The organism is Variovorax sp. MHTC-1 (assembly GCF_003984645.1).
Taxonomy (GTDB): domain Bacteria; phylum Pseudomonadota; class Gammaproteobacteria; order Burkholderiales; family Burkholderiaceae_C; genus Variovorax.
In genome coordinates this window covers 20,421-32,140 of the sequence record NZ_RWKI01000033.1, presented here as the reverse complement: position 1 = coordinate 32,140, position 11,720 = coordinate 20,421, and the positions used below count along the sequence as shown (strand labels likewise).

Annotated in this window: 10 protein-coding genes; 1 reads left to right on the top strand and 9 read right to left on the bottom strand. The window is 67.5% G+C overall.

From position 1 onward, the window contains the following. Window positions 1–1,118 (bottom strand): DNA topoisomerase IB (locus EJI01_RS26705; RefSeq protein WP_260602698.1); only part of this gene is annotated, 1,118 nt, incomplete at its 3' end. A gap of 132 nt (window positions 1,119–1,250) precedes the next feature. Beyond that, window positions 1,251–2,453 (bottom strand): Y-family DNA polymerase, encoded by a 1,203-nt coding sequence (locus tag EJI01_RS26700; RefSeq protein ID WP_126840145.1) that lies wholly within the window; start codon window positions 2,451–2,453, stop codon window positions 1,251–1,253. 107 nt (window positions 2,454–2,560) lie between these two features. Between EJI01_RS26700 and EJI01_RS26695 the strand changes: the two genes are divergently transcribed. Then, window positions 2,561–3,121: a putative glycolipid-binding domain-containing protein gene (locus EJI01_RS26695; RefSeq protein ID WP_126840140.1), complete on the top strand. Its 561-nt coding sequence runs from the start codon at window positions 2,561–2,563 to the stop codon at window positions 3,119–3,121. A gap of 1 nt (window position 3,122) precedes the next feature. On the opposite strand, the gene EJI01_RS26690 is transcribed toward EJI01_RS26695, so the two are convergent. The 7 genes from EJI01_RS26690 to EJI01_RS26660 form a co-directional block, all read right to left on the bottom strand. Continuing rightward, the gene (locus EJI01_RS26690; RefSeq protein WP_126840139.1) at window positions 3,123–4,280 is read right to left on the bottom strand and encodes an alpha-hydroxy acid oxidase; all 1,158 of its coding nucleotides are present in this window, start codon (window positions 4,278–4,280) and stop codon (window positions 3,123–3,125) included. A 197-nt stretch (window positions 4,281–4,477) separates the two neighbouring features. Next, window positions 4,478–6,376: a PAS domain S-box protein gene (locus tag EJI01_RS26685; RefSeq protein WP_260602697.1), complete on the bottom strand. Its 1,899-nt coding sequence runs from the start codon at window positions 6,374–6,376 to the stop codon at window positions 4,478–4,480. Between the two features lie 132 nt (window positions 6,377–6,508). Next, window positions 6,509–7,645: an alpha-hydroxy acid oxidase gene (locus EJI01_RS26680; protein ID WP_126840138.1), complete on the bottom strand. Its 1,137-nt coding sequence runs from the start codon at window positions 7,643–7,645 to the stop codon at window positions 6,509–6,511. Then, window positions 7,642–8,625 (bottom strand): Bug family tripartite tricarboxylate transporter substrate binding protein, encoded by a 984-nt coding sequence (locus tag EJI01_RS26675; protein WP_126840137.1) that lies wholly within the window; start codon window positions 8,623–8,625, stop codon window positions 7,642–7,644. Before EJI01_RS26675 ends, EJI01_RS26680 begins: the two co-directional genes overlap by 4 nt. Window positions 8,626–8,814: 189 nt before the next feature. Then, complete coding sequence (locus EJI01_RS26670) at window positions 8,815–9,969, bottom strand: mandelate racemase/muconate lactonizing enzyme family protein (protein WP_126840136.1); 1,155 nt, start codon at window positions 9,967–9,969, stop codon at window positions 8,815–8,817. Window positions 9,970–10,085: 116 nt separating this feature from the next. Beyond that, window positions 10,086–10,973 (bottom strand): LysR substrate-binding domain-containing protein, encoded by an 888-nt coding sequence (locus EJI01_RS26665; protein WP_126840135.1) that lies wholly within the window; start codon window positions 10,971–10,973, stop codon window positions 10,086–10,088. Next, window positions 10,957–11,694: an arylmalonate decarboxylase gene (locus EJI01_RS26660; RefSeq protein WP_126840134.1), complete on the bottom strand. Its 738-nt coding sequence runs from the start codon at window positions 11,692–11,694 to the stop codon at window positions 10,957–10,959. Before EJI01_RS26660 ends, EJI01_RS26665 begins: the two co-directional genes overlap by 17 nt. Between the last annotated feature and the right edge of the window lie 26 nt (window positions 11,695–11,720).

The following is an 11,720-nucleotide window of genomic DNA, read 5'->3' as shown; positions in this document are numbered from 1 at the left end:
GTGCCTCGCGCGGCCTTCTGCGCGCGCCTTGCCTCCAGTCGATGCCGATGCAGGAACGCCAGTAGCCGCGCCTCAGCAGAGTGAAGTCGGCGCACACTTTTTGACCTGCCGGCAATCTCCTGCCAGATGTCGTTCATGGCGCCCGAATCGCCTGCCAGTTTTGAGCCGAGCGCCAGAACGGCCGGATGCACATAGGCCTTCTTGCAGACTGCCGGCGTATTGCCGAGCTGCTTGGCCACGACGCTCAGAATCTCCTTCGCGTTGTAGCGCATGGTGGGTGAGGCATCCGCCGGATCGACGTCAGAACAGGCCAGCCGTGTCAGTTCGAGCGCCTGCACGGTGCCGTGCCAGGTCCGGAAATCCTTCGCCGTGAAATTGTCGCCGGCGGCCTCGCGCAGGTAGTCGTTGACATCGGTCGACGAGAGGATGCGCGGTGTGCGGTCCTCGTCCTGGTACTGGAACAGCTCCTGCCCCGGCAGCTGCTGGCAGCGGCGGACCACCCTGGCCACCCGCGGATCGTCAAGCCTCGCCTCGTGCAGCACGCCACTTTTTCCCCGGAAGCGCAGCTTGAGCGAGGCGCCGCGGACTTCGGCGTGCTTGTTGCGCAAGGTGGTGAGGCCGTAGGAGCCGTTGCTGCTCGCATATTCCTCGTTGCCTACGCGCAGAAAGGTGGTGTCGAGCAGCCGCACCAGCGTGGCCAGCACCAGCTCGCGATCCAGCGTCTTTCTTTTACTGGCTGGCTGCAGGTCGCGCGCGACGCGGGCGCGAATCCTCGGCAGCGCGCGGCCGAAGGCCTCGAGCCGCTCGAACTTTGTCTCGTCCTTCATGACCCGCCATTCGACGTGGTATCGGTACTGCTTGCGCCCGCGCGCGTCGAGCCCGGTGGCTTGCAGATGTCCGTTCGGCAGCGGGCAGATCCAGACATCCGTGTATGCGGGCGGAATGGCCAGCTGCCGTATGCGCGAGATCTCGTCGACGTCGCGCAGCCACTGGCCCTTGGCGTCGCGGTATCGAAAGCTGTTGCCGTGCTTCACCCGGCTCAGACCAGGCATCTCTGGGTTGACATAGACCAGACCGTTGGCGAGCGGAACGGGGCGATGGCTTGCAGCGGCGGACATGAGGGCTTTGCGAAATGGAGCGCAAAGAGCCTGCATCAAGGATGCGCTCGAACGTGGTGGCGCGCGCCGTGCGCGACTGTAGGACGCCGCGATCACGCACGTGATCAAGCTCGGAAACTGACCGCTGTGGGCCTAGAACAGCGAGGCGGTAGCCACCGCATCGGCCCGGCCACGCGACCGGGGCGCCGCCCTTGGAGGCGGGTCGGCCGCAGAAGCCTCGGCACTGCCCGCCTTCACCAGCGCGCCCACGCGGACACCCAGCAGCCGCAGCGGCCGATCGAGCGGCACGCGCTTGAGGCACAGTCCGGCCGTCCGCCGGATGGTCTTCGCGTCGGCGGTGAAGTGGTCGATGGTCTGGTCACGCGTGGCGATCTTGAAGTCGTCATAGCGCAGCTTGATGCCGATGGTCTTGCCGACGTAGCCCTTGCGCTGAAGATCCTCTGCCAGCTTCTCGCACAGGTGCGTGAAGATCGCGCCCAACTCGGCGCGGTCGCGCACTGCCTGCAGGTCGCGATCGAAGGTGGTCTCGCGGCTCATCGACACCGGCTCGCTCTCGGTCACCACGGACCGCTCGTCGCGACCCCATGCCACCTCGTGCATCCAGGCGCCGGTGGCCTTGCCGAAGTTCTCGACAAGCCAGTCGCGTTCCCTGGCCGCGAGCTCGCCGATGGTGCGGATGCCGAAACGCTGCAGCTTCTCGTCGGCCTTGGGCCCGATGCCGTTGACCTTGCGACAGGGCAGCGGCCAGATGCGCGTTTGCAGGTCGCTCTCGAACACCACGGAGATACCGTTGGGCTTGTCGAATTCGCTCGCCATCTTGGCCAGCAGCTTGTTGGGCGCGATGCCGATAGAGCAGGTGAGCCCGGTGGCGTCGAAGATCGAGCGCTGGATCAGCCGCGCCAGCGCGCGGCCGCCTTCGCGCTGGCCGCCCGCCACCTCTGTGAAGTCGATGTAGACCTCGTCGACGCCACGGTCCTCCATCACCGGCGCGATCTCGGTGATCACCTGCTTGAACCTGCGCGAGTACTTGCGGTACTCGTCGAAGTCAACCGGCAGGATCAGCGCCTGCGGACACAGCTTCGCCGCCTTCATGAGTCCCATTGCCGAGCCGACGCCGAACTGGCGGGCCGGATAGGTCGCAGTCGTGATCACGCCGCGGCCGGCGTAGTCCTTGAGCAGCGGAAAGGACTCGACCGGAATGTCGGCCAGCGTGCCGCCCGCGGGCAGGTTGCGGATCGCCTCGTCCACCTTGCGACGCCCGCCTCCGATCACGACCGGCAATCCCTTGAGCTGCGGATAGCGAAGCAGCTCCACCGAGGCGTAGAACGCGTCCATGTCGAGGTGGGCAATGCGGCGGATCGGGGCGGCTGTCACGGTACGGATTTTGAACGCTTCGACGCGGGTGCTGGTGCGCGAGGGGCATCGATGACATCATCATGGCCATGCAAATCGTTGCCACCATGTTCTGGCGCCGGCTCGACCTGCCCGGCCATGATGCCTGCCGTCTCGAGAAGCACGGCAACGGGTGGCAGCTCGACGGCGCCGCGGTGTTCCGCAACGAGGACGGCCGGCCCGTGCGGTTGGACTATCGCGTGCATTGCGACAGCGCGTGGCATGCGCAATGGGGCCGCGTACGCGGCTGGATCGGCTCGGCGGCCATCGACTTCGCGATTGCGCGCCGCAGCAACGGCGAGTGGTCCCTCAACGACCAGGTGGCGCCGGGCCTGGCCCACTGCACCGACCTGGACCTGGGTTTTACGCCGGCCACCAACCTGCTGCAGCTGCGCCGCCTGAACCTGAAGACCGGCGAGAGCGCCCAGGTGCCGGTGGCCTGGGTCGACGTCGACGGCGACAGCCTGACGCCGCTGGCCCAGACCTACGAGCGCCGCAGCGACACCGACTACTGGTACCAGTCACCGCACTTCGACTATGCGGCGATGCTCATCGTTACGCCGGAGGGCTTCGTGTCGCGCTATCCGGACCTCTGGCAAGCCGAGGAATGACTCAGAAGGTGCCTGGCAGCAGGATGCTCGAATCCACCTCGTCGATCTGCGTGCGGCCGCAAAACGCCATCGTGAGATCGAGTTCGCGCTGGATGATCTGCAGCGCACGCGTCACGCCGGGCTCGCCGAAGGCCCCCAGGCCGTAAAGGAAGCTGCGCCCGATCAGCGTGCCGCGGGCGCCGAGCGCGCGCGCCTTCAGCACGTCCTGCCCGCTTCGAATGCCGCCGTCCATCCAGACCTCGATCTCGGTGCCCACCGCCTCGGCGATTGCAGGCAGCGCCTCGATGGAGGAGGGGGCGCCGTCGAGCTGGCGCCCGCCGTGGTTCGAGACGATCAGCGCATCCGCGCCGCTGGACGCTGCAAGGCGCGCATCTTCCACGTCCATCACGCCCTTGAGGATCAGCTTGCCGCCCCAGAGCTTCTTGATCCACTCGACGTCGGCCCAGCTCAGCGTCGGGTCGAACTGTTCGGCCGTCCAGGACGAGAGCGACGACAGGTCCTTCACCCCCTTGGCATGGCCCGCGATGTTGCCGAAGGTGCGGCGCTTGGTGCCAAGCATGCCCATGCACCAGCGCGGCTTGGTCGCCAGGTCCATCAGGTTGGTGAGCGTCGGCTTGGGCGGCGCGGTCAGGCCGTTCTTGATGTCCTTGTGCCGCTGGCCGAGGATCTGCAGGTCCAGCGTGAGCTGCAGCGCCGAAACGTTGGCGGCGCGCGCGCGCTCGATGAGCCGCTCGATGAAGTCGCGGTCGCGCATCACGTAGAGCTGGAACCAGAAGGGGTGGCGGTCGGTGTGCTCGGCGATGTCTTCCAGCGAGCAGATACTCATGGTCGAGAGCGTGAACGGGATGCCGAAGGCCTTGGCCGCGCGCGCGCCGAGGATCTCGCCGTCCGCGTGCTGCATGCCGGTCAGCCCCGTGGGAGCGATGGCCACCGGCATCGCGACCTCCTGGCCGATCATGGTACTCGTCGTCGAGCGGGCTTCCATGTTGACCGCGACGCGCTGGCGCAGCTTGATCTTCTGGAAGTCGCTTTCGTTCGCGCGGTAGGTGCCTTCAGTCCAGGAGCCGGAGTCGGCATAGTCGTAGAACATGCGCGGCACGCGCTCTTTGGCGATCACTCGCAGGTCTTCGATGCAGGTGATCCGGGAAAGGTCGGGCACTCGGGGTCTCCTTGTTCGTGGATGCGCTGGGTGCCGATTATCGCGGTGCACTCGCGGCACGCCTGCTGCTTGCTCCGAGGCATCAGGCCATCTGCCATATCCGAAGGAGCATGCGCATGAACCGCAACGACATCACCGAAAGGATCATCATGCCAAGGCGGCCGGCGAGATCTACCGACTCGCGCAGACGCGCGCCTTCAAGGCCTGTCCAGCAGGCGTTCGAGCAGGACTTCCAGCTGGCGCACATCGACCGGCTTCGTGAGGTGCGCATAGAAGCCGGCGTCGTAACTGGTGTCGCGATCCGACGCTTGTCCATAGCCGGTGACCGCGACCAGGGCCGGAGGGTTGGCGACCTCGCGGCGAACCCTTTGGGCGACTTCCACGCCGCTGAGGCCGGGCAGGCCGATGTCCATCAGCACCAGGTCGGGCTGTTCCTTCTTGATCGCAGCCAGCGCCGACGGGCCGTCGAAGGCAATGCTGCTGAGGTAGCCCAGGTTGTCGACCAGGACGGACATCGTCTCCGCCGCATCCATGTTGTCGTCGACGACGAGAATCCGCTTTCGGACGCCCGGGCCCTCGGCCCTGCGCATCTCCAGAGGGGCCTCGACGAGCGGCAGGTGGATGACGAATTCGCTTCCCTGGCCCGGCACGCCGGTGCTGAATGCGCTCACCTCGCCGCCATGGAGCGCCACGAGTTGCTGCACCAGCGTGAGCCCCAGGCCCAGGCCGCCCTGCGAGCGCGAAGCGTCCTGGTCGCCCTGGGTGAATAGCATGAAGATCCGGGGCAGCTGCTCGGGCTTGATGCCCGGCCCGTCATCGCGCACGCTGATCTCGGCATCGCTGCCGGCCGACCGCAGGCTGACCCCGATGTGCCCGCCGCCCGGCGTGAACTTGACCGCATTGTTCAGCAGATTGCAGACCACCTGGATCATGCGGGCGCGGTCGCCGCTGATCCACAGCGCCTCGCCGGACATGTCGAGCGTGAGCGCGTGCTGTTTGGCGTCAGCCAGCGGCTTCACCGCCTCGACCGCTTCTGCGATCACCTCGGAGAGCTTCACCGGCTTGGCGTCGAGATGGATCTTGCCGCTCGTGATGCGCCCGACATCGAGCAGGTCGTCGACCAGCCGCGTCATCTGCTTGAGCTGACGCGAGATGAGGCCGCTCATTCTCTTCAGCGTCCCGGGTTCCGCATTCGGATGCTCGATGATCGCCAGCGCGTTGGCGATCGGCGCGAGCGGGTTGCGCAGCTCATGCCCCAGCATCGCCAGGAAGGTCGTGATGCGGCGACCCTCGTCCTCGAGAAGGGACGCACGCCGGCGCTCGGTCAGGTCGCGCGTGACCTTGGCGAACCCCCGATGGCGGCCGGTCGAGTCGAAGAGCGCGGTGATCACGACGCTGGCCCAGAACCTGCTGCCGTCCTTTCTCACCCGCCAGCCTTCGTCCTCGTATCTTCCGACTTCGCGCGCGACTTCGAGCTCCTTGTCGGGGAAGCCCGTCGCGGCCACATCGGGCGGATAGAAGACCGAGAAATGCCTGCCGATGATTTCTCCCGCTTCGTATCCCTTGGTGGCCCTGGCACCGGTGTTCCAGCTCACGACGTAGCCACTGGGATCGAGCATGAAGATCGCGTAATCCTTGACGCCATCCACAATCAAGCGGAAGCGCTCTTCGCTGGCACGAAGCAGGTCTTGCTGTTTTTGGCGTTCCGTCAGGTCGCGGGTGATCTTCGAAAAGCCGCGCAGCGACCCGTCCGGTGCCGTCAGCCGGGTGATGACGATGCTGGCCCAGAAGCGGGTTCCGTCCTTGCGGAGCCGCCACCCCTCGTCCTCGAACTTCCCCACCTCGTTCGCGACCTCGAGCTCGTGCTGCGGCCAGCCCTTGTCCAGAAGCTCCGGCGGATAGAACATCGAGAAGTGGCGCCCGATCACCTCGTCGGCCTCGTAACCCTTGAGTTCCTTCGCCCCCTTGTTCCAGCTGAGCACGATGCCGTTGGGATCGAGGAAGTAGATCGCGTAGTCCACGATCGAATCCACCATCAGGCGGTAGTCCACGTTCGCGATCGCGCCGAGGTTGAGGGGTTTGCCGAGGTCAGCCAAGTTTTGGATCTCGATGGAAGGCGACAAGGCAGACATGATGGCGGATTTCGCTCGGAAAGTCGGATCCGAAGGACTCTTGTATGGAATGTCCCACGTCGGGGTGCGCCAATGACCCAAGCCTGCGTAGGAGGCCTACACCCGCACCACCTCGGCATCGATCTTCTCGACATCGGTATGCCCGCAGAACGCCATCGTGAGATCCAGCTCCCGATGGATGATCTGCAAGGCCCGCGTCACCCCCGCCTCGCCCATCGCGCCCAGCCCGTACAGCATCGAGCGGCCAATGTAGACGCCCTTGGCGCCGAGGGCCCGTGCCTTCAGCACGTCTTGTCCGCTGCGGATGCCGCCGTCCATGTGCAACTCGATCTTGTGGCCAACCGCTTCGGCGATCGCCGGCAGCGCCGAGATGGAAGAAGGCGCGCCGTCGAGCTGGCGCCCGCCGTGGTTCGAGACGATCAGCGCATCGGCGCCCGAGGCGACGGCCAGCTGCGCATCTTCGGCATCCTGGATGCCCTTCAGGATCAGCTTGCCGCCCCAACGCTTTCGGATCCATTCGATGTCGGCCCACGAGAGCCGCGGATCGAACTGCTTGTTGGTCCACTCGGCGAGCGAACGCATGGTCTCGATGCCCTTGACGTGGCCGAACACGTTGCCGAAGTTGCGCCGCTTCGTGGCCAGCATGCCCAGGCACCAGCGCGGCTTGCTCACCATGTCGGCGAGGTTGCGCAGGCTCAGCTTCGGCGGCACCGAGAGGCCGTTGCGCAGGTCCTTGTGCCGCTGGCCGATGATCTGCAGGTCCAGCGTGAGCACCAGGGCCGAGCATCGAGCGGCCTTGGCGCGGTCGATCAGGCGCGCCATGAAATCGCGGTCGCGCATCACGTAGAGCTGGAACCAAAAGGGCCGGCGCGTCGCCGCGGCAATGTCCTCGATCGAGCAGATGCTCATGGTCGAGAGCGTGAACGGAATGCCGAACTTCTCGGCCGCCTTCGCCGCCAGGATCTCGCCGTCGGCGCGCTGCATGCCCGTCATGCCGGTCGGCGCGATGGCCACCGGCATCGCCACGTCGATGCCCACCATCGTCGTGCGCGTGCTGCGCTGCTCGATGTTCACCGCCACGCGCTGGCGCAGCTTGATGCGGTCGAAGTCCGCCGTGTTGGCGCGGTAGGTGCCTTCGGTCCACGAGCCGGAATCCACGTAGTCGTAGAACATCCGCGGCACGCGCTTCTGCGCCAGGACGCGCAGGTCCTCGATGTGGGTGATGACGGTCACTGCGTCGCGATCTTCTGCTCGCTGATCAGCTTGCCCCAGCGCGCCGATTCCTGCGCCAGGGCGGTGGCCAGCGCCGCGGACGGCATGTAGTCCGGCACCGCGCCCTGCAGCGCCGCCGCCCGGTGCAGGTCGGGTGCGCTCATCACGGTGCGCGCTGCCTCGCCCAGCCGCTCCACGATCGCGTTCGGCGTGCCGGCCGGCGCCAGCAGGAAGAGCCGCGGCGCCACGTCGACGCCGGGCACCGCCGTCGACAGCGCCGCGATGTCTTCCGCGCCGGGAAGCTTGTCGTTGCTCATCATCGCCAGCGCGCGCAGCTTGCCGGCCTTGGCCTGCGCCATGCCCGCGGTCGCGCTGACCACGCCGAGCGGCACCTGGCCGCTGATCACGTCGGGCACGATCTGCGCGGCACCGCGGTAGGGAATGTGCAGCGCGAAGGTGCCCGACTGGCCCTTCATCATCTCGAAGCCCAGGTGCTGCACGGTGCCGACGCCGGAGGTCGCGAAGGAATAGAAGCCGGGCTTGGCCTTCAGCGCCGCCACCAACTCGCGCGGCGTCTTGGCGGGGAAGTCGTTGCCGGCCACGATCAGGAGCGGCGACTTGAAGAGGCCGGCCACCGGCACGAAGCTCTTGATCGGATCGAATGTGAGCTTGGCCTGCATGTACTTCGCGATCAGCGTCGAGCTGTCGCCGAGCAGCAGCGTGTAGCCGTCGGGCGCGGCCTTGGCCACCGCGTCGCCCGCGATCACGCCGGCCGCACCGGCGCGGTTCTCCACCACCACCTGCTGGCCGAGCAGCGCCGACAGGCGCGGCGCAACCAGCCGCGCCATGGCATCGACGCCGCCGCCGGCGGAGTAGCCGACCAGCAGGCGAATCGGGCGATCGGGATAGGTCTGGGCGCCGGCGAGCCCGGCATGGCCGGCCAGCAGCGTGGCGCCGAATGCGAGCAGGGCGGCGCGGCGCGTGGGGGTGATCGTGTTCATCGTCTTGTCTCCGGAAATCGTTGCGGTGTGCTGTTGCATCTCAATGCTCGATAGCGCCCCTTCCGCCACGCATGAAACGCGCAGCCCCTTCCAGGAACACCACGGAACCGGCTTTGCCGGGCCGTCGGTGTTGCCCCGGTGAGGGGGGCGAGCCACACGAAGTGGGCAAGCCTGGGGGAGCGCGTCATTTCAGGCTTTGCCGGCGCCGCGGGAGCCGGGCCGCTTCGCGAGCTCCGCCACCCTCTCGCGGTTCGGCGAGAACCCGAGGCCGGGCCGCTCGGGTGGCGCCAGCACGCCATTGCTGGGCACCGGCAGGTCGTCGAACACCATCCTGCAGCAGTCCACCGCCACCGAGTGGTATTCGACCAGCGAGCCGTTGGCGAGGCCCGCGTGCAGGTGCATGTTGTGGTGCGGCCAGGCGCCGCCGTTGGCGAAGCGCGTGTTGAAGGCGGAAGCCATGCCGGCGATGCGCGCGCACTGGGTGAAGCCGCCGCTGATGCAGGCATTGGGCTGCACCACGTCGACCGCCTGCGCCACCAACATGTCGCGGAAGCGGCTCGCCTGGCCCTCGTTCTGACCGGCGGCGAGCGGAATGGACGTCTTGGCGCGCAGCTTCACGAGGTTGGGAATATCGTTCTGCGACACCGGCTCCTCAAAGAAGCTGATGTCGTATTCCTCGATGCGCTGCGCGAGCGAGAGCGCATGGAAGTAGTCCAGGCTGCAGTTGGCGTCGATGTAGATCTGCACCTCGGGGCCGACCGCTTCGCGCACCGCGCGGATGCGCTGCACGTCCTCGGCGATCAGCGCGTCGAGCGGCCGCGGCTCGTCGCGCCGGGCGAGGCCGTGGTGGCCGACCGTCATCTTCAGCCGCTTGAAGCCGCGCTCGACCCACCCCTGCGCCGCCGCGGCGAGCTCGTCGCGCTCGAAGAAGGCGAAGCCGAAGGTCGCGTACACGGGCACCTCCGCGCGTGCGCCGCCCAGCAGGCGCCAGCAGGGCTGGCCCAGCGCCTTGCCCTTCAAGTCCCACAGCGCGAGATCGAGCGCCGCGATGGCATGGCTCGCATAGCCGGACTGGCCGCGCGGCGTGAGCAGCCAGTAGAGCCGCTCCCAGATCTGCTCGTTGCGCATCGGGTCCATGCCGGCGAGCGCATGGGCCGCGATGTCGTTGACCACGGAGGCGACCACTTCCTCCTCGGTGATGGCGGTCATGCCGGTGCCGACCAGGCCTTCGTCGGTTTCGATGTCGACCAGGCACAGCGACAGCGAGGTGGTCTTGCTGCGGCCCGACACCTCCACCGAGATCGGCAGGTGCAGGGGCGTGGCCGCGACGCGGGTGATCTTCATGAACGTGTGTCTCCAGTGCTGCGCGCAGTGTAGGAAGCGCGGCGCGGCATCTACAAGAACGCCGCGCGAAGCCCGCGTTCGGCATCCGCGAAATCGAGGGTTTGCCCGGAGGGCACTCAGCGCAGCAGGAACTCGATCAGCGTAAGCGTGGCCGGCGAGGGCTCGATCCCGCCGCGCAGCGCGATGCGGTGCGTGCGCGCAGCCCACGCATCGGTCAGGGGCACCGTTGCCAGCGGCAGACTCGCAAGCTGCGGCGTCACCGCCTGCAGCGGCAGCACGGCCACGCCCAGGCCGCCCGCGACCATGCGGCAGACGGCGTCGAAGCTGCGCATCTGCATGCGCACCTTGAGCGGCTTGCCGGCCACCGAAGCCGAGGTCGCGAGCCGGCTCGACAGGGCGGTGCCGTCGTGCAGCGCGATGAAATCCTCGGCCAGCGCATCCTCCAGCGCCATCGGGCTGCTGCCGGCGAGTGCATGAGCCGCGGGCACCACCAGCACCAGCGTATCGGAGAAGCAGTCGCGCAGGCTGATGCCGTGCGGCGCATGCGCCATGTCGACGATGCCCAGATCGGCCCGGCCCTCGAGCAGCAGCAGCGGGATGTCGAGGCTGCCGTGCTCGGCGACGTCGATGCGGATCAGCGGATGCTCGCGCATCATGCGGTCGAGCTTGGCCGGCAGCAACTCCAGCACGGAAGAGGTGTTGGCGACCAGGCGCACATGGCCCTGCAGGCCCTTGGCGTAGTCGTGCAGGTCGACCGAGAGGCGATCGGTGTCGGCCAGCAGCTCGCGGCCGCGCCGCACCAGCATCTGGCCGGCGGGCGTGAGCCGCACGCCGCGCGAGGAGCGCTCGAACACGCGCAGGCCGAGCGACTCTTCCAGCGCCGTGATGCGCGCGCTGGCGGCGGCCACGGCAAGCTGCAGCCGGTCGCCGGCAGCGCTGATGGAACCGAGCTCCGCTGCCGCGACGATCACGCGCAGCGTGGCGAGATCAAGCGGCTCGTTCAAGAGCCTGCTCGGCTGCGAACAAGCGGCCGTGGCCCGGCGAGGCGGGGTCGAGCCCGGCGACCTTCATCAGGTCCCAGAAACCGGCCGGCGAACTCGAGGTGACGGGCAGCCCGAGCTTCTCTTCGAGCGGCACGTGGATGTCCAGCGTCAGCAGGCCGCCGCAGGAGATCAGCAGGCCTTGGGCCGAGCGGTCGGCCGCGAACGTGCGCTCGGCCAGCGCCATCAGCGTCTCGGCGCTCACCTGGCCCACCGCTTCGACGCCGGTGATCGAGAGGCCCTCGATGTGCGTGACCACGATGCCGCAGCTCGCGAGGTAGGCCACGAGGCGCTCGTTGAGCGCGTCGATGTAGGCGGTAGCGACCGCCACGCGCCGGATGCCGAGCTGCCGCAGGCTGGCGACGATCGCATGGCTCATCGTCGTGCAGGGCAAGCCGGTGGCTTCCTGCATGCGGTCGCGCAATTCAACCGTGAATTCGAGGCCGCGGTAGAAGCTCAGCGACGTGCCCATCAGCGAGACGGCTTCGGCGCCGGCATCGCGCAGCTCGACGGCGAGCGCGAGGATGCGGTCCACCACCGTGTCGAAGCCCTCGGGCGAGATGCCCGGGATGCCGAGGCCGCGGGCGATGAAGCGCACATTGCGCCCGCCATAGAGCGCCTGGCCGTCGGACGGTACGAGGCCTGCTGCGGGCGGCACGATCAGGCCGATGGTGTGTGTCTTCATCGTGATATCTCCAAAGCGCTGATTGG